Below are 25,122 nucleotides of genomic sequence, written 5' to 3'. Positions count from 1 at the left end.
TTCATGCAGGCGTTCCTGGATGTTTTCGATATCTATTTGCTGGAGGCCGTGATCAACGGCATCCTGCTCGGCGGCGTGCTGGCGCTGCTCGCGCTCGGGCTGAACCTGATCTTCGGCGTCATCGACGTGACCTGGATCTGCTACGCCGAGCTGGTGATGATCGGCATGTACGCCATGTACTTCATGGTGCAGTATTACGGCGTCAGCTATTTCGTCGCCGCGCCACTAACCATCCTGCTGGTCGCGGTGCTCGGCGCGGCGCTGCATTACCTCGTCATCGCGCCGCTGCTCACCGCGCCGCCGATCAACCAGCTGCTCGCCACCGGCGGGGTGCTGTTCGTGCTCCAGAGCTTTGCCACCGTCGCCTTCGGCATCGACTTCCGCAATCTCGGCATCCGCCTGCCGGTGCTCGCCTTCGGCGACATGAATTTCAGCTACGCCCGGCTGCTCTCGTTCCTGGCGGCGCTGGTCGGCATGGTCGCGGTCTATCTGTTCATGACGCGGACCTTCACCGGCACCGCGATCCGCGCCATCTCGCAGGACCGGCAGATCATGGCGCTGATGGGCGTCGATACGAGGCGAATCTATCTCGTCACCTCGGCGCTTGGCGGCGCGCTGGCCGGGCTCGCGGCTTGTCTCCTTGTGCTGCAATATGACGTGCATCCCTTCGTCGGCCTGTCCTTCGGGCCGATCACCTTCCTGATCTGCGTCCTCGGGGGCCTCGGTAATTTCATCGGCGGCTTCATCGCCGCCTTCGTGTTCGCCGAGATCATCTCGCTCGGCGGCCTGTTCTCCGATCTCGAATGGGGCTACGTGCTCGCCTTCGCCTTCTTCATCGTCATGATGTTCATCCGGCCCGCGGGCCTGCTTGCGAGGCGCCGATGATGGGGCAGGGCCGGCTTGCGGCTTGGGCGGTGGGCCTCGCGGCGCTGGTCGCGCTGCCGTTCGTGTATCGCGATCCCTATCATCTGCACATCCTGGTGCTGATCCTGATCTGGTCGTTCGCCTACACCTCCTGGTCGATGATGGGGCGGTTCGGCCTGGTTTCGCTCGGGCACGGCGGCTTCATGGGGATCGGCGCTTATGTCACCGCGCTGCTATGGAATCATCTTGGCTGGTCGCCCTGGATCGGGATTCCCGTCAGCATGGTCGGGGCCGGCGCGCTGGCGCTGATCGTCGGCTATCCCTGTTTCCGCTTCCGCATCACCGGGCATTATTTCGTGCTGGTGACGCTGGCGCTGTCGGGCATCGTGCTCCAGGTCATCACGGCGACGCGCGACTATACCGGCGGCTCGCTCGGCTACACCCCGAACCGCGCGTCGGGCAACAAGCTGCTGGCGCTGCAATTCGACGACAAGACCACCTGGTACCTGATCGCGCTCGGGGTCTGGCTTTTCGGCATCGTGGTCTGGCACTGGGTGGACCGCAGCATGGCCCGCTACGCGCTGGAGGCGATCTCGGAGGACGAGGACGCGGCGGCTGCCGCCGGCGTCGACGTCACCGCGGAGAAGCTGAAGATCACGCTGCTCAGCGCGGTGATGACGGCGCTCGCCGGCGCGATCTACTGCCAGTACCAGATGTTCATCACACCGGACACCGTCAGCGGCATCGCGGTCTCGCTCCAGATGGTGTTCGCGGCCATCGTCGGCGGCCTGTTCGTTTCGCTGGGCCCGACCTTCGGCGCCATCATCACCATTCTGCTGGCGGAAACCCTGCGCATCGGCTTCGGCACCAAGGCGGTCGGCTGGGACAACCTCGTCTACGGCGTGCTGCTCGTGCTTTTCATCATATTCCTTCCCAAGGGCATCCTTGGTAGCTTGCTCGACCGATTGAAGCCGCAACGCAAGGTACCCCGCGCTCATGAACAAGAAGCCGTCCAAATCGCTCGCCCAGGAACTTGATCGCTACATCACGCCGTTCCGTTACGACGGATCGGGCAAGTTTCATCTCAAGGACCACAAGACCAACGAGAAGGGCGATCTCGACAAGGAGGCGGCGCAGGAGCTTCTCGACGCCAACAAGAAGCGGCTGATCGAGTTTCAGGAGAAGCTCTACGCCCAGGACCGCTGGTCGCTGCTGATCGTGTTCCAGGCCATGGACGCCGCCGGCAAGGATAGTGCGATCAAGGCGATCTTCGAGGGCATCAATCCGCAAGGCTGCGAAGTCAGTGCCTTCAAGGCGCCGAGCAGCAAGGAGCTCGACCACGATTTCCTCTGGCGCCACGTCGTCGCGCTGCCCGAGCGCGGTCATATCGGCATCTTCAACCGCTCGCATTACGAGGAATGCCTGGTGACGCGCGTGCACCCGGAAATCCTCGCCAAGGAGAAGCTGCCGCCAAAGCTCGTCACCAAGAACATCTGGAAGGAGCGCTTCGAGGACATCTCCGCCTTCGAGCGCTATCTCTGCCGCAACGGCACCGTCGTGCTGAAATTCTTCCTCAACCTCTCGAAGGATGAGCAGCGCGAACGCTTCCTCGACCGGCTGGAGGATCCGGCCAAGCAGTGGAAGTTCTCCATGGACGACATCAAGGAGCGCGCGTTGTGGCCGCGCTACCAGGCCGTCTATCAGGACATCGTCCGGCACACGGCCACGGCTCATGCGCCGTGGTACGTCGTGCCCGCCGACCACAAATGGTTCGCCCGCGTCGTGATCGGCTCCGTGATCAATGCTGCGCTCGAAAAGCTGGACCTGCGCTTTCCCCGCGCCGACAAGGCTTCGCTGGGCGAATTCGACGAGGTGCGCAAGGCGCTGGAGAAAGAGGGGAAGGGAGGCAGGAAGCGAGCGAAGTGACAGTCAGCGAGACCGCGAACCGGAAGAACGTCAACTTCGCCCTCCAAGGCGGCGGCGCGCACGGCGCCTTCGTCTGGGGCGTGCTCGACAAGGTGCTCGAGGACGGCAGGCTCGCGATCGAGGCGATCAGCGCCACCAGCGCCGGTGCGATGAATGCGGTGGCGATGGCCTCCGGCATGGCGAACGGAGGCGCGGAGGCCGCGCGGCAGAACCTGCACGCCTTCTGGTACGAAGTGTCGCGGATGGACATGGCGTACGACCTGTTCTCGCCGCTCAACCAGTGGATCCAGGCCCTGAAGCTGCCGCCGGAATATCATCCGGTCCACGCCTTCATCCACACGCTGACGCACACGCTGCCGCCGAACCTGCTCAATCCCTTCCAGTTCAATCCGCTTAGGGAGGTGCTGCAGCGCGTGGTCGATTTCGACCGGCTCAATTCCTCGCCGGACGCGCCGCAGCTGTTTCTCAACGCCACCAACGTCCGCACCGGCAAGATCAAGGTGTTCCAGAGCCCGCTTCTCACACCGGAAGCCGTGCTCGCCTCGGCCTGCCTGCCGCCCTATTTCCAGGCCGTCGAGATTGACGGCGAGCATTATTGGGATGGCGGCTATCTCGGCAATCCCGCGATCTATCCGCTGATCTACCGCAGGGGCAGTCACGACGTCATCATCGTGCAGGTGACGGCGATCCGGCGCGACGAACTGCCGGCCAGTGCAGCCGACGTGCTCCATCGCATCAACGAGATCAGCTTCAATTCGTCCCTGATGCGCGAGATGCGCGCGATCGCCTTCGCCACGCGGCTGATCGACAATGGCGAGCTCGACAGCGACAGGCATAGCCGCATGTACATACACTGGATCGGCAACGACCAGCTGATGTCGCAGCTCGGCACGGCCACGCAATTCCATCCGGAATGGAGCCTGCTATGCCGCTTGCGCGACGAGGGCCGCGAGGCGGCGCGAAGCTGGCTGGCGCGAAACTTCGACCGGGTCGGAGAGTCCTCGACGGTCGATGTGACGGACATGTTTCTCTAGGCGTCCTGTTTCTCTAGGCGTCCTGGCCCGCATGCGCGTGGCCGCGGACAAAAACCGCGAAAACAACCCCATGCACAGTAGCCGGGGATAGCGAAATCAATGGCTTGGCGGTCGCCGTGAATGTCTGCGGATTTTGCGAAGCCCCTTTGACCCGTCGGGCAAAACAGGAGCATGATGTCACCATCGCCCGAGCCCCGCGAACATTCGTGCGATAGACCGAATGGCGGCGACGCGCTACGATCGTTACGACGTGGATGATCTTCCAGAGTAGGTCCAACGTGGCAAAGGTCGGGGCTCGCAATGACCGACGCACACTTTGATCAGAGCGCTTGGTTGAAGCGCATCGGCTATTCCGGCTCCATTGCACCCACGCTCGAGACCTTGAACCGCCTGATTGTGGCCCACTCACATGCCATTTCCTACGAGACGCTCGACATTATGCTCGGGCGCCCGCCGAAACTCGATCTGGCTTCGCTGCAGAGCAAGATGATCACCAATAAGCGTGGCGGCTACTGCTTCGAACAAAATATGCTCTTTCGGGCGGGGCTTCGGTCGCTCGGCTATCGGATCACCAGCCTTCAGGGGCGTGTTGTCCGAGGGCTCGCGATTGATGCACCGCGTCCTGCTATTCATATGCTGTTGCAGGTAGAGTTGCCTGAAGGCCCTTATCTGGCGGATGTGGGCTTTGGAAATCTCGCGCCCACCTCTGCGCTCTTGCTCGCGCCGCAGGTGGAGCAGGAAACGCCGCATGAATTGATGCGCTTCATCGACGTCGATGGAGAGCTGACGCTGCAGGCGCGGCTCAACCATGGCTGGCAGCACATTTACCGGGTCATCCCCTATCCGCGCTACGACGGTGAATACGAAATCACCAATTGGTACACCGGCACGCATCCGGAGACACCGTATCAAGGCAACATCATTGTCGCCAAGCCTGGTCCCAATGGGACGCGGATCACGATGTACAATGCGCGCGTTACCGTACGCGATGCAGAAGGCCAGGCAAGAAAGCGATGGCTGGCCGCTGATGGTGAATTCCGAGACGTTCTCTGCGGCGAATTCGGACTGAATTTATCCAATGAAGATATTGACCGGTGCATCGCGGTCATGAAAGCGAAGGGTACCGGGGATGCGCCCCACCCATTTTTTGCGTGATGGGTTGACCAGCACAATTCATGTTGTGGTCCATAGCAGTGCTCTGCCGGTGCTCTGGCTTTCTCAAAATTATGAAAGGCGGCCGACGCGAATATTGCCTTCGACACAACGCGCTTATTTCGTCGTTTCACGCGGCCAATCCGTCGCGGAACCGGCGTGGATGCGCCCTCAATTGTGATCTCAAAACCATTGATCCTGCTTGACAGTTTTGTGTCACGGGAGGAGCATGCCGGTGGTCGCAAACAAGCGACGCGCAACGTCCACCTCATGAGCAAGGGGAGGTCTATGACACCACCTCCGCAAATCCAGCCGCGTTAAGTGCGATGGAGCTCGTTCGGACTATCGCATAGCGGCGGAAACCGCGAACGGCACGCCGGGTCAAGGTTTAGCGGGCTGCATCAGTGAGGCAAAGCCCCTACCTTCCCGGCGCTGTAATTTGCATCACACCGATCGAGTCGGATGGCCGTGATGAGGCCGCCGCGACAGGCGCTTTGACATCCTGCTTACTCTCCTCCTCCTCGCCGTCATTCCGGGCCGACTCCCGGAATGACGGGAGAGTTTTTTCGCACATTGCATCGAAATGCTGTTTCGGCGCCGCTGAATCCGCGGTTCCCATTCCTTCGCTGCGGCAAATGCCAAGAGAATGTCGCCTCGCTGGCCAACTTCCGACACAGCGCCGGGGCGAATAGCGGCGATCCGACATGACGCAGTGCTTCGGCGGTGACTGTCCCGATTCCGCCGGCGCATTCATTTTTCCAGGGAATCCTCGTGTCGCACAAGTTTGTTCCGGCGCTTCTCGCCGCTCTCTTCCTCGCGATCTCATCTCTCTCCAGCGTCAGTGCCGCGCCGGCGGCCGCCAACAATGCTGCCGCATTGTCGCCGGAGGACGCCAGGCGTGCGCTGGATACGCTCCAGGACGACAAGAAGCGCGCGCAGATGATCGACACGCTGCGCGCGATCGCGAATGCGAGCGGTCAGCAGCAGCCCGCCGCGCCCGAGCAGAAATCGCCGATCCCGCTCTCGGCCGACGGCCTCGGCGCGCAGCTCCTGCTGACGGTGTCCGAAGAGATCGGCGAGATCTCGCGCGAGATCGCCAGCGTGGCGCGGACGCTGACGCATTTCCCCGCCTTCTATTACTGGATCGTGCGGACCGCCAACGACCCCGCCGCCTACAACCTCCTGATCGAGATCGCCTGGAAGCTGGCGCTGGTGCTCGGCTGCGCCCTCGCGGCGGAGTGGGTGATCTTCCGTCTGATCCGGCGTCCGGTCGCGTTCCTGGAGGGACGCGTGCCGCAAACCGCGCGCCTGCCGGCGCAGGTGCTGCCGATTGCCGATCCGCCATCGTCGGTCGCCGATGTCACGCCCGCGCCCGAACTGCACAAGCGCCGCCACAGCCTGGCGCGTGTCTGGCAGTCGCTGCTGCGGCTGCCGTTCGTTCTCGGTCGTCTCATCCTCGAGCTGCTCCCGGTGTTCGTCTTCATCGGCGCGGCAACCGCATTGCTTGGAACGGAAATCGGTGACCCCGCAACCGTCCGCCTCGTGATCCTCGCCGTCGTCAATGCCTATGCGTTCTCGCGCGGGCTCATCTGCGTCGTTCGTGCGCTGGCGGGCCCGTTCGGCCTCGTTCCGGTTCGGGCCGAGACCGCCGCCTATATCGAGATCTGGGCGCGCCGCATCGTCGGCGTCGGCGTCACCGGCATTGCCTTTGCCAATGTGGCGCTGCTGCTCGGGCTGCACCGCGCCGGCTACGCGGCGCTGCTGCGCATGGTGATGCTGGTCGTGCATCTCTTCATCGTCGTCATCATCCTGCAATGCCGCCGCCAGGTCGCCGAAGCCATTCGTGCGCCGGCTGAAAGGCAGGGCATCGCGGCGCGCCTGCGCAATCGGATTGCCGGCGGCTGGCACTATCTCGCCATCGCGCTCGACCTTGCGCTGTGGGCGGTCTGGGCGCTCAACATCCGCAACGGCTATTCGCTGCTGCTGCAATATTTCGTCGGCACCGTCGTGGTGGCCCTGATCACGCGCGTCGCCATCATGCTGACGCTGAGCCTGATCGACCGCGGCTTCCGCATCAAGCCGGAGATCCTCCAGCGCTTTCCGGGGCTGGAGACCCGCGCCAACCGCTATCTGCCGCTGCTGCGCAAGATCGTTTCAGGCGTGATCGCGTTCATCGGCTTCGTCGCCGTGCTCGAAGTCTGGGGCGTCGATGCCATTGTGTGGTTCTATGGTGGCCAGATCGGCAGCCGGCTGATCTCGGCGGTGGCGACGATCGGCATCGCCGTGATCATTGCTGCCGTGATCTGGGAAGCCAGCAACGCGCTGCTGGATCGCCAGATCAACACGCTGTCGCGGGACGGGCACTATGCCCGCGCCGCGCGCCTGCGCACCTTCCAGCCGATGCTGCGGACGGCGCTGCTCTGCCTGATCGCCACCGTCGTCGGCCTCACGGCGCTGAGCGAGATCGGCGTCAATGTCGCCCCGCTGCTCGCGGGCGCCGGCATTGTCGGCATCGCCATCGGCTTCGGCTCGCAGAAGCTGGTGCAGGATCTCATCACCGGGCTGTTCTTGCTGCTGGAGAACACGGTGCAGGTCGGCGATAGCGTCAGCGTCTCCGGGCTCTCCGGCGTGGTCGAGAACGTTTCGATCCGCACCATTCGTCTGCGCGCAGGCGACGGCGCGGTGCACATCGTGCCGTTCAGCGCGGTCACCACCATCACCAACGCCAGCCGCGGCGCCGGCAATGCGTCCGTCAGCGTCAATGTCGCCTACAAGGAAGACACCGACCGCGCCGGCCAGATCCTCAAGGACATCGTCGACGAGATGCGCCGTGAGCCGGAGTTTCGCGCGGCGATCCGCGGCGACCTCGATCTGTGGGGCATCGACAAGGTCGACGGCGCCATGGTGTCGATCGTCGGCCAGATCCGCTGCACCGAGGCCGGCCGCTGGCCGGTCCAGCGCGAATTCAACCGCCGCATGAAGCTGCGCTTCCAGCAGAACGGCATCGAGGTCGCATCCCCGGTCCAGACCATTTTGATGCAGATCGCGCCGCCGACCGAAGCTGCCGCGAATTTGACGCCAAGGCGGGCGGCTGGATAACCGCTCGGTAAACTTACCGCTTGCCTCTGTCCACCCGGCAGCGTTCACTCCGGCTCCAGTCCGCTGACAACATGCGGGCGGCAAAAAGGGTGGGAGAGACTGATGCGGGGGCTGTGGGCCGGACTACGCGGTCACGTGATTGTCGTCTGCGCGTTGATTGGATGTGCCGCGTGGACGGCTTCCGCAAGCGCCCAGCCATTTCCATCGCGCCCCATTACCCTCGTCGTCCCGTTCGCGGCGGGTGGCCCGACCGATACGCTGGCGCGGATCCTGTCGGAGCGGATCGCGGCCGAGCTGCACACGACTGTCGTGGTCGAGAACGTGGCCGGCGCCTCCGGCAGCATCGCCGGCGCCCGCGTCGCGCGCGCGACGCCCGACGGCACCACCATCACGATCGGCCATTGGGGCACGCACGTGCTCAACGGCGCGATCTTCAAGCTGCCCTATGATGTGATCGCCGATTTCGAGCCGGTGGCGACGATCGCGATGGGCACGCAGCTGATCGTCGGGCGGAAGTCGCTCGAGGCCAACAATCTGAAAGAGATGATTGCGTGGCTGAAGGCCAGCCCCGGCAAGGCGACGGCCGGCACGGCTGGTGCCGGCACGGGCGCGCATGTCGCCGGCGTCTTCTTCAAGGAGAGGACCGGCACCGATTTCCAGTTCGTGCCTTATCGCGGCGCCGGACCAGCCATGATCGATCTCGTCGCCGGCCAGATCGACATCATGTTCGACCAGGCCTCGAACTCGCTGCCGCAATACAGGAACGGCGCGATCAAGGCGTTCGCGGTGACCTCGCCGACGCGGCTCGCCTCCGCGCCCGATATCCCGACCGTCGACGAGGCGGGCCTGCCCGGCCTCTACATCTCCTACTGGCACGGCATCTGGGCACCGAAGAACACGCCGAAGGAGATCGTCGCAAGGCTCAACGCCGCCATCGCCGTCGTGCTTGCCGATCCCTCCGTCAAGCAGCGCTTCGCCGAACTGGGGCAGGAAATTCCGCCGCCGGACCAGCAATCCCCTGCGGCACTCGGCGCATTCCAGAAGGCTGAGACCGAAAAATGGTGGCCGATCGTGAAGGCCGCCGACATCAAGCCCGAGTAGCGTTAACCTGTTATCGCACGCGAAAATCTCGCTGCGGTGCGAGATCACAATCGCTGCCTGAGTTTCTACGTCCTTGATCTCAGGTGAGCGCTGGCCGACAATACGTGCCCTTCAATAAGAAACTCCTCGGGGGAATTCGTGAATAGACCGGCTCGGGTCAGCGCCCATTCGACATCATCCGACACCGCCCACGGCATGACGCTGCTGCGCGATCCCTTGCTGAACAAGGGCACCGCCTTCACCGCGCAGGAGCGCGAGGCGCTCGGCCTCCGCGGCCTGCTGCCGCCTTGCGTGCTGACGATGGAGACGCAGGCCGAGCGCGTGCTCACCAATCTGCGCACGCTGCCGACGGACCTGGAAAAATACGTCGCGCTCAACGCGCTGCACGACCGCAACGAGGCGCTGTTCTTCCGCGTCGTCGTCGACAATATCGACGAGATCCAGCCGATCATCTACACGCCGACGGTCGGGCTGGCCTGCCAGAAATACGGTCTGATCTTCCAGCGGCCGCGCGGCATGTTCATCTCCTCGCGCGATCGCGGCCAGATAGCCGAGATCCTGAAGAACTGGCCCTATCCGGCCAAGCTGATCGTCGTGACCGACGGCGAACGCATCCTCGGCCTCGGCGATCTCGGCGCCAACGGCATGGGCATTCCGGTCGGAAAACTCTCGCTCTATTCGGCCTGCGCCGGTGTGCATCCCGAGCACTGCCTGCCGATCGTGCTCGACGTCGGCACCAACAACGAGGAGCTGTTGAACGATCCCTATTATCTCGGCCTGCGCGAGCGGCGGCTCACGGGCGAGGCCTATGACAGCTTCGTCGACGAATTCATGGTTGCCGCGCGAAAAACCTTCCCGGATGTGCTGATCCAGTTCGAGGATTTCGCCAATCATTCGGCGTTCAAGCTGCTGCACAAATATCGCGACGACGCCTGCGTCTTCAACGACGACATCCAGGGCACCGCGGCCGTGGCGCTCGCCGGCCTGTTCTCGGCACTCCGCGTCAACGGCGGCAAGCTGAAGGACCAGCGCATCCTGTTCCTCGGCGCGGGCGAGGCGGCGACCGGCATCGCCGATCTCGTCGTCTCCGCCATGATGGCGGAGGGCGCGTCGGAAGCCGAAGCGCTCCGGCGCAACTGGCTGGTGGATTCCCGCGGCCTCGTCGTCGGCGGCCGTGACGGCCTCTCAGGTCATAAGCTGCGCTATGCCCATGCCGATCAGGCGCCGATCGCCGACTTCCTCACCGCGATCAAGACGCTGAAGCCGACGGCGATCATCGGTGTTGCCGCGGTCGGCGGCGCCTTCACGCCCGACGTGCTCAAGGCGATGGCCGAGCTCAACGAGCAGCCGATCGTGTTCGCGCTCTCCAACCCGACCTCGAAGGCCGAATGCTCGGCCGAGGATGCCTACCGCTATACCGGGGGCCGGGCACTGTTCGCCTGCGGCAGTCCGTACGACCCGGTGAAGCTCAACGGCCGCACCTTCGTGCCGCGTCAGGGCAACAACTCCTACATCTTCCCGGGCGTCGGCCTCGGCGTCATCGCCAGCCGTTCGCGCCTCGTCACGGACGAGATGTTCATGGCCGCCGCCCATACGCTTGCCGATTGCGTCGGCAAGGACGACCTCGCGCAGGGTAGCCTCTATCCGGCGCTCCCTCGCATCCGCGAGGTCTCGGCCCGCATTGCGGCCGCCGTCGCGGACGTTGCCTATCAGCGCGGGCTCGCGGATGGACCTGCGCCGAACAACGTGAATGACCTGGTCCAGTCCCAGATGTACGAGCCGCATTACTGACACCTACAATTGGGATCGAGCCTGCGGATGCAGCCCTCGGTCCACTACTCTCAGCGCGAGCGCAGCTCGTCGCGGCCCCGTAAGAACTGGGGGGAGGGCGAGAGAGGTTGCCTCCCTAACCGCTCCGCTCTTCCGCGGGGAGAGTTCGGATTGCCCCGGCGATGCGAAGCATCGTCCGGCGATCCGGGTGAGGGGCAGGGGCACCTCACCAGGCGCGTACTCATAAGTCGTCGGCGATGTCTGCTTCGCTCCGATAGGAACTGCCTTTGTGAACGTATGTGTGCCCTACGCGTCCTATCACCTAATGGCAGCGTTGAGCGCATGCCAATCGACGCTCTCCAGTTCCTTGCGCTGTGTCGCCTGATCCGCGACGTTCCTGAACAAGGGTGTTGCTGCCCACGATGAGGGAACACACACGGCTGGCACGTCGACGACGTCGAACGGCTTCTCGCGATCTTTCGCCGTTTGGCATAGATGTTCCAGCCCCGTCTGAATTTGCAACGAGTAGTCGAGGCTGATCGCGCGGACTAATGTTCTGTTCGTGTTGTCGTTGAAAAATCGCGTAAGGGAATCGAACACCTCGCCAGGCGCGATGTCTCTGAAATAGGTCCTTAGCCGCTCCCCATAAGCGGTCTTGTTCTTCGGATCGGGATCGACAGCCCTGCTTGGAACATTTCCGAGAAGGAAGCTACGCGGGAACTGTGCGCTACCATGGCAGCTCAGGCAGGAAGAGTTCAGGTTGTCGAGCGGCCCGTTCACGCGCCCATGCCACCCCATCTCCAAACGGTTCTGCCAACCGTAGGTGACGCCCCTCAGGTCAGCATTGATCATGCTCTGCGTGACGGGCTGATCGGCTTCGGCGTGGGCATCGTTACCCCACATCAGTCCAACGGGTGTCAGCCTGCGCCAGGGGTCCTTGGATATGACATCCGTGCTGTAGACGAACGTTCCAAATACCCATCCGCTGGCGCCCGCCCGCGGGTCTCGAACGGCAATATCGAGCTGGATGAGATGAACTGCCTGAGGCACGCGGGTCGTCTTATGCTCGGGCACCCGATCAATGTCGGCATTCCAAGTCGGCGCGCCTTTTAGATATGGCACCTTGTCGTCGGACACGGTGCTGAACAAGAGCTTGAATGAGACGGTGCCCACCGGAAACAAGACGTTGGTCAGATCCGGTTGGCATGGTTCCTTGAAGACCTTTGCGAATGTTGTTGCTCCGATCTGATTGTAAAATCCGATTGCCCACGTCTGATCGCCGCCATCGACGCCTTCTTTAAGTTGATCTTTGAGGGTGGGCCGCTCGGCCGTGAGCCCATGCAGAAATTCTCGTCCTGTCGCTGTCCGATCCATCCAGAGGCCGTGGTACCAATTGCGCTTGTGGTTGTCTTGAATGCGGAACGCATTGGAAACCCCCGCCTCTGTGCCGTCCTCGTTGCCGTCGAACGCGTAATCCAGAACCGCATTCATGTAGGCGCGCCAATCGGTCCGGAAATCAATCGTCGACACGAAATCCGGTACCGCTTCGCTTGCGGTGCTGGGATAGTCGAAGCGCCCCTTGAAGCCCTGGTCCTCGGTGTGTCCGGGAGGCACCCCGAAGGATGGGTTATACGAAGTGGTGACGCATCGAGGGTCGGCACCAAGGGCCACCGTGCAACCCAACGTTAAAAACGCCATGAGGATAGTGGTGCGTATGAACATTCCTTCCTCCCGAAATGTATCCTGATCACGGTGTGAAATGTTGGCGCTGCCAGCAGATGCCCGCGCATTCCAGTCGCGGGAGGTCCCTTGACTCGCCTAAAGGCGCGTACGCTATCATAGGTTGAGTTGCTTGCCCATTCCCTCACGTTCGACACTTGCGTCAATCGGGCTATGGCCGCGCCTTAGCGAGTCCGCGTCCTGGCCAGATCCAAAGTCCATCGGACGAGCAGAGCTCCCGTTAGGTCAGCCAACTACCACCATTCCCAGTGGAATCGCCATTGTGCCGCCTGGCGGCATATGCGACAGTCTGTAGCGCTACAAGAAACTCAAACCGCAAGGTTCAGACACCATGGACGATCGTTTGCCCGAACTGGGCGACCTCGAGCACGAGGTCATGCAATTGGTTTGGGCCCATGGTCCTGTCACGGCCGAAGTCGTGCGCGAGCGGCTGTCGCGGCGTCTGAAGGAATCGACGGTGCGCACGGTGCTGCGCCGGCTGGAAGAAAAGGGCTATGCTCGGCACACCGTGGACGGGCGCACTTATGTCTACCACGCCGCCGAAGCGCGCGCGAAGGTCGCGGCCAAGGCGGTGCAGCGCATCGTCGACTGGTTCTGCAACGGCTCGATCGAGGAGGTCCTCGTCGGCATGGTGGACAATGCGATGCTCGACCAGCAGCAATTGCGCACGCTGGCCGACCAGGTGGCCAAGGCGAAGAAGGCGAGGGGAGTGAAGAAAGAATGATCGCAACTCTGGCGGAGGCGGCGCTGCGCTCCTTTGTGCTGGGAGGCGTCGTCTGGTTCGGTCTCAATCTGTTTCGCGTGCGCAATCCGCACGTCCACATGACGGCGTGGGTCGTCGTGCTGTTTGCCTCGCTCGCGATGCCCTTCGTGATGCATTGGCCGACGCTCACCATCACCCGGCTGCCTTTGCCGGCGCCTGTGCCGGACGATTTCCTTCCGGCCGACATCTCGATGCTGGAGACGCCGCAGCCCGCGCTGCCGGTCGTGCCCGTCGCGCCGCCGGTGAAGAGCGGGCTCCCGGTCGATTGGTGGCTGGTCGCCACCATGATCTATGCCGGCGTCGCCGGCCTGTTGCTGTTGCGGCTGGCCATCGGTCTTTGCCTGACCTGGCGTCTGGCACGCGCGGCAAGGCCGATGAGCGGCCCGCAGATGATCGATGCCGACGTGCGCGTCAGCCGCGACGTCGGTGGTCCCGTCACCTTCGGCTCGACCATTCTGGTGCCGCCGCAATTTGCCGGCTGGGACGCGAAGAAGCGCCTTGCGGTGCTCGCGCATGAGGGCGCCCATGTCGCCAACTGCGATTTCTACGTCCTCTTGCTCGCCACCCTCAATCGCGCGGTGTTCTGGTTCAGCCCGTTCTCGTGGTGGCAGCTCGCGCGTCTTGCCGAGCTCGCCGAGATCATCAGCGACGCAGAGGCGATCGAGGTGATCGACGACCGGCTGTCCTATGCGGAAATCCTGCTCGATTTTGCCAGCAGCGTGAAACCGCGGCCGGTCGAGCTTGCGATGGCACGGGCCTCGACCGTGCGCGCCCGCGTCGAGCGCATCATCGCGGCCGCGGCGATGCCCGTCGCGGTCGGCTGGCGCAAGCGGCTGTGGATCGCGGCTGCGATCGTGCCGGCCGTGATCGTGTCCGCCGGGATGATCGCCTATCGCACCCCGGATGCCGCGCCCGTCGCAGCCGATACCGGCGAGGTGCCGGCCCGGCATTATCGCCCGTTCGTCAATTTCTACGCCATGGGCCCGGCCTCGGTGTTCGCCATCTTCCGCGAGGGCGACGAGCTCTACGGGCAGCTCACCGGGCAGCGCAGGCTGCGCCTGACCGTTGGTGCTGACGGCACCGCGTCCTACGCGGCCTCGTCCGGCGAGATCACGTTCGCGCTCGATGCGGAGCGTCGCTCCTCCGAGCTGATGTTGCGCATGAGCGGCCGCGATGTGCGCGCGGTTCGCGTTGCCGAGATGCCGACCGCGGCAGCCGAACCGGCGCGGCTCGACCAGTATGTCGGCTGGTACAGGATTGCGCCGAACCGCGTGCTGACGGTCCTGCGTGACGGTGATCGGCTCCGGGTGCAGGAAACCGTGCAGGGCCCGGCGACGCTCCTCGCCGAAGGTGCCGACGTCTTCTCGATCCATGGCGAGAATCTGCTGATCTTCCTGCGCGACGAGCAGGCCAAAGTCTCGCGTGTGCTGGTGCAGAACGCTGTCTTCGGTGCGCGCCTCGCGCCGCGGATCGATGCGGCGGTGGCGCAGGCGGTCGAGGCCGATTTCGCGCGCCGCCTCGCGGAGGTTCCCGACAGATTCAGGGAGCAGGTCCCGGCCGCCGGCGGCAAGGAGGTGATCCTGCGCGGGATCGAGGACTTGCGCCGCGGCACGCCGAACTACGATCGCATGAGTGCGCCGCTGGCGGCCAAGATCCACCGGCAGCTCGATGAAACGCGCGCGACGTTCGTGGCGCTCGGCGCGGTCGAGTCGATCTTCTTCCGCGGCGTCGGCCCCGGCGGCTACGACATCTATGGCGCGAAGTTCGAGAACGGCACGGCCGAATTCCGCCTGATGCTCGAGCCCGACGGCAAGGCCGGCGACGTGATCTTCCGGGCCGACGGCAACGACGAGCTCGGCGGCATCGTGCCTTGCTCCGAGGAGGCGAGCGTGCGCGGCCGTGCCGGCACCTCGCCGATCAGGATCATGGTCTATAACGAGATGGGCGACGACATCCAGGTCTTCAATCTCGCCGCCGACGGCAGCCGCAGGATGCAGAGCGTCGTCCGGTCCAACGCGTCCTGGGCTTCCACGACCACCGTGAACAGTCCCTGGGTAATCGCCGACAAGTCGGGACGGTGCCTCGAGGTCCTGATGCCGGGCCGGCAGACGCGCTTCCATAATGTCGAGGCGTCGAGCCTTGGCGCGCGGCCGGGACGCGCGGCGCGCCGCGCAGTTCCGATCGCCAATGGCGAGGAGATGCTGCGGCGCTACATCGAGGGCGTCGGCAAGGGCCAGCCGGACTACGAGCGCATGACGCCGGAGGTCGCCGACATCACGCGCCAGCAGCTTCCGTTCGACCAGGCGATCCTGGCGCGGCTCGGCGCGTTGCGCGCGGTTTCGTTCCGCGGCGTCACCGCGCTCGACAGCGACATCTACGTCGCCCAGTTCGCCAACGGCTCTGCGGAATGGCGCATCGGCGTCAGGAACGGCACGATCACGAAGATCGCGCTCGGGCCCAATTTCTAGGACGGCTTTGCTGCCGGTCTGCCAAGACCGGCGGCTCCCGATGTCGTGACGGCGGCGACTCAATCTCCGCTTGCAGGCTCAGATACGAATGCTACGATCTGTAGCATTACCGTTCGTAGCCGCAGACGGCACGCCGTCGGGCAGTCTCGAAAGATTGAGCGACCGCCATGAGCAATGCTGCAAAGGCCGAGGTTGTGCTGGCGCTCCATCGCTTCGGGATGGGACCACGGCCGGGATCGATCGCCGCCATCGGGACCGATCCGCGTGGCGCTTTGATCGCAGAGCTCGACCGCCCGCTGGTATTGAGCGCGGCGGCGAGCCTCCCTTCGAGTGCGAAAGCCTACCGCACCGTGGCCGACGCCAATGCGCGGCGAACGGCGCGTGCCAAGCAGGCGCAGCAGCAGGCCAAGAAGCAGCAGATGGCTGCTGCTCCCGTTGCTGCGGGCGACCAAGGTCAGGCTCCGGCACAGCCGGAGGGGCAAGCGCAGGGCTACAGCCAGGAGAAGGACGCTGCCGAGATGGCGGCCAAGCAGGCCGCCGACGCCATTCCCGATCCCGGCCGTCCGATCTACTTGCAGGAAGCCAAGCTGCGCACGGAAGCCGCGCTCGCCGCCGATATCGGCTTTGCCGAGCGGCTGGTGTGGTTCTGGTCCAACCATTTCTGCGTCTCGGCCAACCGGATCCAGAGCATGTCCGGCGCCTATGAGCGCGAAGCGGTTCGCGCCAACGCGCTCTGCCGTTTCGTCGATCTCTTGCTGGCCGTCGAAGGCCATCCGGCGATGCTGTTCTATCTCGACAATCTGGAGTCGATGGGCGCGAACTCGACCGCCGGCATCAACCGCAGCCGCGGCCTCAACGAGAACTTTGCGCGCGAGATCATGGAGCTGCATACGCTCGGCGTACGCACCGGCTACACCCAGGACGATGTCATCAGCTTCGCCAACGTGCTGACCGGGTGGACGCTGGTGCCGCCGGGCGCCGATCCCCAGCATGGCGGCGAGTTCACCTTCAATCCACGGCTGCACGAGCCCGGCGGGCAGACCGTGCTCGGCAGGCGTTACGAGCAGGAGGATGCCGAGCAGGGACGCGCCGTGCTGCGCGATCTCGCCGCAAATCCGGCGACCGCCACGCATGTGGCAACCAAGCTCGCGCGCCATTTCGTCGCCGATGAGCCGCCGCCGGCGCTGGTCGAGCAGATGGCCAAGACCTTTCGCGACACCGAAGGCGATCTCAAGCAGGTCGCCATCACCATGGTGTCGTCGGACGACGCGTGGCGCGGGCCGCCGTCAAAGCTCAGGCGTCCCGGCGAATGGGTCGTCGGCATGGTGCGCGCGACCGGCATCACCGTCGTCGATCCCGTCCGCTTCACCGGCGGCCAGGAGCTGCTTGGGGAAGCGCTATGGCGTCCGTCCGCGCCGAAGGGTTATCCGGATGAGGAGGCGAGCTGGATCGACGGTGTCGGCCGCCGGCTCGACGTCGCCAACTATTTTGCCGAGCGCATCACCGGCATGGCCGATCCGCAAGTCATCATCGAGGACGTCTTCGCATCGCAGATCGCGCCCGAGGTGAAGCAGGCGGTCGGCCGCGCCGAGAGCCGGCAGCAGGCATTGGCGCTGCTGTTCATGTCGGCGGATTTTCAGAGGAGGTGAGCATGGGCTTGGTCAATCATTTGCCCACGCGGCGCGAGCTTCTGGTCGGCTCCGGGGCGCTGTTCGCGTGGAGCCAGATGCCGCGGATCGCACGTGCCGAAGGGCGCGATCCGCGCCTGCTCGTGATCGTCCTGCGCGGGGCGCTCGACGGCCTCGGTGCAGTCGCGCCGGTCGGCGATCCCGACTGGGTTTCGTTGCGCGGCGATCGCGCGCTGCTGCTGGACGGCAAGCCGCCGGCGCTGCCGCTCGATACCTTCTTCGCGCTCAATCCGGCGATGCCGAACCTGCACCGGCTCTACAAGAGCGGCAAGGCGGCGATCGTCCATGCCGCCGCGACGCCCTATCGCGAGCGCTCGCATTTCGACGGCCAGGACGTGCTGGAGAGCGGGCTCGTCAAGCCCGGCATGACCAGCTCCGGCTGGCTCAACCGCGCGCTGCTCGCGATGGAATCCGGCGGCCGCGTCGATCCGCGCGGCAGCCGCGCGCTTGGCATCGGCTCGGTGACGCCGCTGGTGGTGCGCGGCTCGGCGCCCGTCATGACATGGGTGCCGCAGAAATTGCTGCCGGCGAGCGAGGACACGCAGAACCGCCTGCTCGATCTCTACCAGCACACCGATCCAAAACTTGCGACCGTGCTCCAGGCGCGCATGAAGCTCGCCTCGCTCGGCGGCTCACCAGGCAAGGGCGATGCGATGTCGGACGATCCGACGCTGGCGCCTCCGGGCATCGCGCGCGTGCGCGCCTATTTTGCCGAAGCGGCCGGCACCGCCGCGCGCTATCTCGCCAAGCCCGACGGCCCGCGCGTCGGCGCGATGGGCTTCGTTGGTTGGGATACGCATATCGCCGAAGGCGCGGCCTCGGGCCAGCTCTACAATCTGCTCGGCGCGCTCGACGGCGCGTTCGCCGCGATCGAGACCAACATGGGCGAGGCGTGGAAGGAGACCGTGGTCGCCGTCGTCACCGAATTCGGTCGCACCGCGCGCATCAACGGCACGCAAGGAACGGATCACGGCACCGGCACGGTCGCTTTCCTCATCGGCGGCGGGCTCGCCGGCGGCCGCGTGATCGCGGACTGGCCCGGCCTGAAGCCGGCGCAGCTGTTGGAGGATCGCGACCTCAAGCCGACCACGGATCTGCGCGCCGTGCTGAAGGGTCTGCTGAGAGATCATCTGCGCGTCGAGGAGAACGTGCTGGCGGAAACGGTTTTCCCCGGCAGCGCCGACGTCAAACCGATGGGGGGCCTCGTGGCCTGAAGCGCGATGTGCACACTGACGCAACGAGAGCTCGATTTTCTCGCCAGCTTGAAGACGAACTGGCGAAGGCTCTATTGGCGTGAACTCGCGCGCATCCTCGGAGAGCATGCGCAGCCCGGATGCGCCGAAGCTTGCTCTGCGCCCCAACAGGGGTGACGGTGACGGTTCGAATGAGGCGGCGCCAATTCATTTCACTTCTCGGCGGAGCCGCACTGGCGCCGCTCTCCGCGTTGCCGGTGAATGCAGCCGACGGCTGCGGTGTCCCGCTCGAGCGGAACGACGGCTGGCCGGTCGGCTCCGTCAATGGCAACGGTCTCGCCGATCGCGAGGCGCTGTGCGGGATGGCCGATCGGCTCGCCTCGAGCGATGCCAATATCCATGCCGTCCTCGTCGCCCGCGATGGCAAGCTGGCGTTCGAGCGCTACTTCAAGGGAGCCGACGAGATACCCGGCCGCATTTACGGCCGCCGGGTGGAAACCGTCGCCTTTGATGCCGATACGTTGCACGACATGAAATCGGTGTCGAAGAGCGTTGCGTCACTCGCGGTCGGGATCGCGATCGATCGCGGTCTGATACGCAGCGTGGACGAACCGATCTTCAGCTTCTTTCCCGAGCTGGCCGACTTGCGTTCCCCTGAAAAGGACCGCATCCGGCTCGTGCATGTGCTCACCATGTCGATGGGCCTGAAGTGGATCGAAGCGACGCCCGCAACGGGAGACTACGACAACGACGAGACGCGCATGCATATGGCATGGGACCCGTGCCGCTACGTTCTCGGTCTTCCGGTGACTACCGCGGCGGGGCAGGAGTTCTTCTATAACACCGGCGCGCTTACGCTCGTGTCGGCCATCATCCGCAAGGCGACCGGACGCCCCCTCGATGAATTTGCGCGCGAGACGTTGTTCGAGCCTCTGGGGATCACCTGCACAGCGTGGGATCGGTACAGGGGGGATACCGATGCCGGAGCGGGATTGCGATTGCGACCACGCGACATGGCCAAGATCGGCCAGCTGGTCCTTGCGGGCGGCCGCTGGAACGATCGCCAGATCGTTTCCAAGGCATGGATCGACGCCTCGACGGCAGAGAAGATCAAGGGGACCGACGGTCAGTCCTACGGATATCTGTGGTGGCGCGGCCAAACGCGAATCAATGACCGGAAGATCAACTGGATCGGCGCGCTGGGGCGCGGCGGGCAGTCGATCCGCATCGTCCCGGAGCTCGATCTCGTTGTCGCGGTGACCGCGGGTTACTATCAGGACTACAGCCCACAAGCGTTTCGATTGCAGTTCGGCGTATTCAGGGACGTGTTGCGCGCGATCCCGCCTCCGGCCTGAGCTGGGCCATCGCCTCTAAGAGGCCATCTCTGCCCCGATTCAGGGGATGCCACTGTGGTGGAATCATCACAGCTGATGTGAAACGGCGGCGGCCTCAGGCCTGCTTTTGTTCCGACAAGGTTCTGCCCTCATTCCCGACCGAAACTCTCGGCAGTTCGGAGGGGCGTACCATGTCTCACATTGCACGTGCCGCAAGTGCCCGGATTTCCCTCGCAACCTCGTGCCGATTGCTGCTCGCCATCATCGGTGCCGCTTCGCTCGCCGCCTGCGCGCAGTCGCCGGTCGGCCGGCAGAAGGCTGATCTCGGCATCAGCCGGCACGCCGCAGTCGAGCGGCCGCACCGGGTGGCGGCGCTGCATCCACGGCCGATCCGCCGGGCGCGCGTGCCCGACGCCAAGCAAACCGCCTCGCACGGCGTTGCCAGCTTCTATTCGGATACGAAAACTGCGAGCGGCGAGAAGTTCGACAAGAACGAATTGACCGCGGCGCATCCCAGCCTGCCGTTCGGCACCAAGCTGCGCGTCACCGACGTCTCCTCCGGCCGCTTCGTGACCGTCCGGGTCAACGATCGTGGGCCTTATGTTCGCGGACGCGTGGTCGACATCTCGCCTTCCGCGGCCGAGGAGCTCGGCATGGTCGACAAGGGCATCACCAATGTCCGGCTCGACGTGGTGCGATAGAGCGCGATTCATCGACTTGAGCGCTCGCGCTTAACCGGCTGTTAGTCGCCCTGGCGCACCATGGGTGCCCAAACAAGTCGGGCCTTCAAATCGGAGGTCCTGGGGGAGGCGGCGCTTGAACACGATCCAGTATCTCGAAGATCAGGCCGCGCGCGCCGAGCGCCTCGCCAAACGGATCACGGATACACTGACGATCGAAAAGCTCCTGACCTTCGCCGGCGAACGCCGCCGCGAGATCGAGGTCATCGCCGGCAAGTACCGGCGCGTATAACTCCCATAAACCATGCACTGAACGCATTCGCCCTCGCCTCGAAGCGCGGAACTTCTCTTCGTGTCCTGCGTCATCTGGGCAGTGCAAGAGGAGGAGGAAGTCATGGGCTTTGGACGAGGTGCTTTGCTTTGGCTGCTTGGCGTGCCGCTGCCGATCGTTCTGCTGCTGGCATTGTTCTGGCACCACTGAGCATGATCCGGAAAAGCGTGTAGCGGTTTTCCGACAGGATCATGCTCGAACAAAAATGCTGCCACACGAAAAGCGCCGCGGGAGCGGCGCTTTTTTATTGCCTGCGATTCGAAGCGTATCAATGAGAACGAGGCGCGGTCAGGTATGGCTCTCGACGAAGTCGCTGAGATAGTCGGGCAGCGTGACACCATCGATCTCGCAGCGCGCCTTGATCTCGCCGGCGACGTCCGTCGAGATGTCCTTCATCCAGTGTTCGAGCGTGTTGAACGAGATCACCTTGATCGGATCGTTGAAGCAGCCGGCGACGAGCTCGCCGATCGTGGTTTCGAGATCGCTCCGCTCGATGCGGATTTCAGTCGCCTTGTCGCGGCGATCGATCACCACGAACAGGGTCTGGTCTGCGCCGTAGGGCACGACCTCGGATGGTACACCGGCTTCAAGCATCTCAGGGCACTCGTCTTGACTTCCGATCCCGGTTAACGGGAAAATCCGGAAGAAGGTTCCTGCCTTGGTGAAAAGCTTGTGGTGCGCGTGCAGCTTCCGCGTCTGCACGCAATCAGAGAAATTCTCTCAGCCGCGAGAGTTCGGCGATGTGCTCGGGCGAAAGGATATCCGTGACCAGCGGCGGCTGCGCCATCGTGTGAATATCATAGAGATGCCTGGTCGCGGCCGGCTTTTCCATGAACGCCGAGATGCACTCGTCGAGTGTCCCCTCGCTCACCTGGTACGAGGTTCTGTCCGGTCGGCGCTGGTTCGCGAGCGAGGGCCATTTATGCAGGGCCGCAAGCGCTCCGAAATCGACCTTTGAATGCGCAACCACGTCCCCCATCATCGCCTCACGCAAAACTGCCCCAGCACGCGGATCTGCGCGCCGGGGCCCACACCTATCGCTGCATCTCAATGCCTCACACACAACGCAGCAGCCGGGAAAAGGTTCCCGGCCGCCTCGTCGCCATCAGCTCGCGGCCGCCGCGATCTTGTGCCCCGGACTGGTCTGGCCGTGGCGGTTCTCGTCACCGCGACTGGCCTTTGGCGGAAGCCCGGCGAAGCGCCGCAGTGCTTCGGCCATCTGCACCCGGCCGGCGACCCCGGTGATCACCACGTCGACCATCGCAAAGGACGAGTGGAAATGGCCGTTTGCCTTGAGCTGCTCGACCGGGACGCCGGCGGCGGCCATCGCGTCGGCGTAGGCGATGCCCTCGTCGCGCAACGGGTCGAACTCGCAGGTGACGACGAAGGCCGGCGGCAGGCCCGAGACCTTGCCGCGCAGCGGCGAGACGCGCGGATCGGTGTGGTCGGCCGGCGAGCAGTAGAGGTCCCAGAACCAGTACATCAGCGACCGCGTCAGGAAGTAGCCGGTCGCATTGTCGTTGTAGGAGGGTCGGTCGAAGGTGCAGTCGGTGACCGGGCACACCAGCAGCTGCCCCGCGATCTCAGGCCCGCCGCGATCGCGCGCAAGCTGGCAGGTGACGGCGGCGATATTGCCGCCGGCGCTCCAGCCCGCGACCAGCACCGGACCCGGCTTGCCGCCAAGCTCGGCCGCGTGTTCAGCGATCCAGCGCGTTGCCGCATAGCCGTCCTCGGCCGCCGTCGGGAAGCGATGCTCCGGCGCGTGGCGATAGCCGACGCTGACGAACATCATGCCGGTCCGCCGCACCATGTCGCGGCAGAACGGTTCATCCGACTGCTCGTCGCCGAGCACCCAGCCGCCGCCGTGGAAATAGACCACGACGGGATGCGGCCCCGCCGTCGCCGGCTTGTAGACGCGGTAGGGCAGCGGACCGTCGGCGCCGGGCAGGGTGCCATCGACGATGTCGCCGATCAGCCGTCCCGCAGGGCGGCCCTTGTTGAACTCATTGACGAAGGCGCGGGCACCGATCGCGCCCATCGACTCGATCGGCGGCAGATTCAGTGACGCGAGCAGGTTCAGCACCAGCCGCACGTCGGGTTGCAGGCGCACGACCTCGCCGTCATTGCATTGCGCCGCGCCGTTCGGGCCGGTCAGCTTGAAACCGAGCATGCCGCGGCTCGTGACTTCGTCGCAGATGCTGCGATAGGGGCCGACGCCGCCGGTATAGGGCATCAGGCCCTGCACCTTGCCCGGCACGTTGGCGCCCGTGTACCAGGTGTTGGCGAGCCGGTGCAGCGTCACCATCGAGCAGTCGGTCATGTGCCGGCCCCAGCCGGCCTGCGCCGTTTCGGTCGGCTCCATCGTGGTGAAGCCGGCGTCGCGTAGCGCCGCAAGCCGGTCGACCACCCAGTCGACATGCTGCTCGATCGACACCGCCATGTTCGACAGCACCGACGGGCTGCCGGGCCCTGTGATCATGAAGAAGTTCGGGAAGCCTTCGACCGTGAGTCCGAGATAGGTCTGCGGCCCCTGCGCCCAGACATCGGTGAGCGATTTGCCGCCGCGCCCGGTGATCGGATGCACGGCGCGGATCGCGCCGGTCATGGCGTCGAAGCCGGTCGCGAACACGATGACGTCGACATCAAAGTTGCGCTTGCCGGTGGTGATGCCGCTTGCCGTGATCGCCTTGATCGGCTCCTGGCGCAGATTGACCAGCGTGACGTTCGGCCGGTTGTAGGTCGCGTAGTAATTGGTATCGAGGCAGGGGCGCTTGGCGCCGAAGGGATGGTCGTGCGGCATCAGCGCCGCCGCCGTTTCCGGATCCTTCACGGCCGCGGAAATCTTCTCGCGGATCAGCTCGCCGATCAGCGCATTGCCGTCGAAGTCGACGCCCTGGTCGGCCCAGAGCTGGGTCAGGATATGAACGAGATCGCCGGCAGCCCAGGCGCGTTCGAAGCGTTCGCGACGCTCGGCATCGCTCAACTGCCAGCTCACCACCGTCTGCTGCGGATACGGCACGCCCGTCATCGACTGGCGCGCATGCTCGCGATAGGCGGCGCGGTCGCTTTCAAAGTAGGTCCTGCGATCCTCCGGCGCCGGCCCGTTACCCGCAGGCAGCGCGAAGTTCGGCGTGCGCTGGAACACGGTCAGTTGCGCGGCTTGCTCGGCGATCAGCGGGATCGACTGGATCGCCGATGAGCCCGTGCCGATCACGGCGACGCGTTTTCCCGCGAGATCGACGCCGTCATGCGGCCAGCGGCCGGTGAAATAGACCTTGCCCTCAAAATCCTTGACGCCGTCGATCTCCGGCGGCTTCGGCGCCGAAAGGCAGCCGGTGGCCATGATGTAGTGGCGGCAGGAGACCGGCGTGCCGTTGTCGGTGGTGAGCTGCCAGCGCTCGGCCTTCTCGTCCCACCTGGCTTCGGTAACCTTGGTCTTGAAACGGATGTCGCGGCGCAGATCGTAGCGGTCGGCGACGAAGCCGAGATAGCGCAGGATCTCGGGCTGGGTCGCGTATTTCTCCGACCAGGTCCATGCCTCGTCGAGCTCCGGATCGAAGGTGTAGCTGTAGTCGATGGTCTGGATATCGCAGCGCGCACCGGGATAGCGGTTCCAGTACCAGGTGCCGCCGACATCGCCGGCTTCCTCGAGGGCGACCGCCGTGAGGCCGGCCTTGCGCAGGCGGTGCAGAAGATAGAGGCCGGCAAATCCGGCGCCGACCACGGCGACGTCGACCTGGTGGGCTGTTCCACTCGTCGCCTTGGACTCACGTGCGGCGACCATTGCGTCAGGCATGGTATTCCTCCCGTGTATCTTGTTTTGCCGGCAGGCTATCGTTGCAGGCCCGGCTTGTCATCAGAGCAGATGCAATCTTCGGTAGTCGTTTGCGGCCTCATCGTGGCCGCGCGAAAGTTACGGCGATACACGCACCGCGATGCACAATCGCCGGGATAGTCCGGTCTAATCAGATCACATCCT

The 25,122-nt window shown here is 64.5% G+C and carries 20 protein-coding genes; 16 read left to right on the top strand and 4 right to left on the bottom strand.

What is annotated here, in order from left to right:
- Positions 1-3: 3 nt before the first annotated feature.
- The 8 genes from NLM25_RS34725 (at position 4) to NLM25_RS34690 (ending at position 10,967) form a co-directional block, all read left to right on the top strand.
- Complete coding sequence (locus NLM25_RS34725; RefSeq protein WP_254139866.1) at positions 4-885, top strand: branched-chain amino acid ABC transporter permease; 882 nt, start codon at positions 4-6, stop codon at positions 883-885.
- Positions 882-1,901, top strand: coding sequence for a branched-chain amino acid ABC transporter permease (locus NLM25_RS34720; protein ID WP_254122350.1), 1,020 nt, complete (start codon positions 882-884; stop codon positions 1,899-1,901). The genes NLM25_RS34725 and NLM25_RS34720 overlap by 4 nt, the downstream gene beginning before the upstream one ends.
- Positions 1,861-2,790, top strand: a complete 930-nt coding sequence (locus tag NLM25_RS34715; protein ID WP_254139865.1) for a polyphosphate kinase 2 family protein — start codon at positions 1,861-1,863, stop codon at positions 2,788-2,790. Before NLM25_RS34720 ends, NLM25_RS34715 begins: the two co-directional genes overlap by 41 nt.
- Positions 2,787-3,824, top strand: a complete 1,038-nt coding sequence (locus tag NLM25_RS34710; RefSeq protein ID WP_254139864.1) for a patatin-like phospholipase family protein — start codon at positions 2,787-2,789, stop codon at positions 3,822-3,824. The genes NLM25_RS34715 and NLM25_RS34710 overlap by 4 nt, the downstream gene beginning before the upstream one ends.
- A 300-nt stretch (positions 3,825-4,124) precedes the next feature.
- Entirely contained in the window at positions 4,125-4,979 is an 855-nt protein-coding gene (locus NLM25_RS34705; RefSeq protein ID WP_254139863.1) for an arylamine N-acetyltransferase, read from the top strand.
- Between the two features lie 768 nt (positions 4,980-5,747).
- The gene (locus NLM25_RS34700) at positions 5,748-8,075 is read left to right on the top strand and encodes a mechanosensitive ion channel domain-containing protein (protein ID WP_254139862.1); all 2,328 of its coding nucleotides are present in this window, start codon (positions 5,748-5,750) and stop codon (positions 8,073-8,075) included.
- 102 nt (positions 8,076-8,177) lie between these two features.
- On the top strand, positions 8,178-9,176 hold the full coding sequence (locus NLM25_RS34695) for a tripartite tricarboxylate transporter substrate binding protein (RefSeq protein ID WP_254139861.1): 999 nt from the start codon (positions 8,178-8,180) through the stop codon (positions 9,174-9,176).
- A 138-nt stretch (positions 9,177-9,314) separates the two neighbouring features.
- Positions 9,315-10,967 (top strand): NAD-dependent malic enzyme, encoded by a 1,653-nt coding sequence (locus NLM25_RS34690; protein WP_309143634.1) that lies wholly within the window; start codon positions 9,315-9,317, stop codon positions 10,965-10,967.
- Positions 10,968-11,264: 297 nt separating this feature from the next.
- On the opposite strand, the gene NLM25_RS34685 is transcribed toward NLM25_RS34690, so the two are convergent.
- Positions 11,265-12,668 carry a hypothetical protein gene (locus NLM25_RS34685; RefSeq protein ID WP_254139860.1) on the bottom strand — a complete coding sequence of 468 codons (1,404 nt, stop codon included), beginning with the start codon at positions 12,666-12,668 and terminating at the stop codon, positions 11,265-11,267.
- Between the two features lie 349 nt (positions 12,669-13,017).
- On the opposite strand from NLM25_RS34685, the gene NLM25_RS34680 reads away from it, so the two are divergent.
- From NLM25_RS34680 to NLM25_RS44000, 8 genes are all read left to right on the top strand, one after another.
- Entirely contained in the window at positions 13,018-13,410 is a 393-nt protein-coding gene (locus NLM25_RS34680; RefSeq protein WP_254122339.1) for a BlaI/MecI/CopY family transcriptional regulator, read from the top strand.
- Positions 13,407-15,917, top strand: coding sequence for a M56 family metallopeptidase (locus tag NLM25_RS34675; protein ID WP_254139859.1), 2,511 nt, complete (start codon positions 13,407-13,409; stop codon positions 15,915-15,917). Before NLM25_RS34680 ends, NLM25_RS34675 begins: the two co-directional genes overlap by 4 nt.
- A 167-nt stretch (positions 15,918-16,084) precedes the next feature.
- Positions 16,085-17,566: a DUF1800 family protein gene (locus tag NLM25_RS34670; RefSeq protein ID WP_254139858.1), complete on the top strand. Its 1,482-nt coding sequence runs from the start codon at positions 16,085-16,087 to the stop codon at positions 17,564-17,566.
- Between the two features lie 2 nt (positions 17,567-17,568).
- Positions 17,569-18,819 carry a DUF1501 domain-containing protein gene (locus tag NLM25_RS34665; RefSeq protein ID WP_254139857.1) on the top strand — a complete coding sequence of 417 codons (1,251 nt, stop codon included), beginning with the start codon at positions 17,569-17,571 and terminating at the stop codon, positions 18,817-18,819.
- Positions 18,820-18,989: 170 nt separating this feature from the next.
- Complete coding sequence (locus tag NLM25_RS34660; protein WP_254139856.1) at positions 18,990-20,153, top strand: serine hydrolase; 1,164 nt, start codon at positions 18,990-18,992, stop codon at positions 20,151-20,153.
- A gap of 170 nt (positions 20,154-20,323) precedes the next feature.
- A complete protein-coding gene (locus NLM25_RS34655) occupies positions 20,324-20,833 on the top strand; it encodes a septal ring lytic transglycosylase RlpA family protein (protein ID WP_254139855.1) in 510 nt (169 codons plus the stop codon).
- Between the two features lie 115 nt (positions 20,834-20,948).
- Entirely contained in the window at positions 20,949-21,104 is a 156-nt protein-coding gene (locus tag NLM25_RS34650; protein WP_212096529.1) for a hypothetical protein, read from the top strand.
- A gap of 60 nt (positions 21,105-21,164) precedes the next feature.
- Positions 21,165-21,293: a hypothetical protein gene (locus NLM25_RS44000; RefSeq protein ID WP_256565996.1), complete on the top strand. Its 129-nt coding sequence runs from the start codon at positions 21,165-21,167 to the stop codon at positions 21,291-21,293.
- Between the two features lie 138 nt (positions 21,294-21,431).
- Here NLM25_RS44000 and NLM25_RS34645 read toward each other — a convergent pair whose 3' ends face one another.
- The 3 genes from NLM25_RS34645 to NLM25_RS34635 all read right to left on the bottom strand — a co-directional run bounded on the left by NLM25_RS34645 (position 21,432) and on the right by NLM25_RS34635 (position 24,939).
- Entirely contained in the window at positions 21,432-21,737 is a 306-nt protein-coding gene (locus NLM25_RS34645; RefSeq protein WP_254139854.1) for a hypothetical protein, read from the bottom strand.
- Between the two features lie 112 nt (positions 21,738-21,849).
- The gene (locus tag NLM25_RS34640) at positions 21,850-22,122 is read right to left on the bottom strand and encodes a hypothetical protein (RefSeq protein WP_254139853.1); all 273 of its coding nucleotides are present in this window, start codon (positions 22,120-22,122) and stop codon (positions 21,850-21,852) included.
- Positions 22,123-22,248: 126 nt separating this feature from the next.
- The gene (locus NLM25_RS34635; protein ID WP_254139852.1) at positions 22,249-24,939 is read right to left on the bottom strand and encodes an alpha/beta hydrolase fold domain-containing protein; all 2,691 of its coding nucleotides are present in this window, start codon (positions 24,937-24,939) and stop codon (positions 22,249-22,251) included.
- Between the last annotated feature and the right edge of the window lie 183 nt (positions 24,940-25,122).

The sequence above is a fragment of the Bradyrhizobium sp. CCGB01 genome (genome assembly GCF_024199795.1).
In the GTDB taxonomy this organism is placed as follows: Bacteria; Pseudomonadota; Alphaproteobacteria; order Rhizobiales; family Xanthobacteraceae; genus Bradyrhizobium.
The sequence above is the reverse complement of the archived record's forward strand: the minus strand, read 5'-3'. Positions and strand labels throughout refer to the sequence as shown.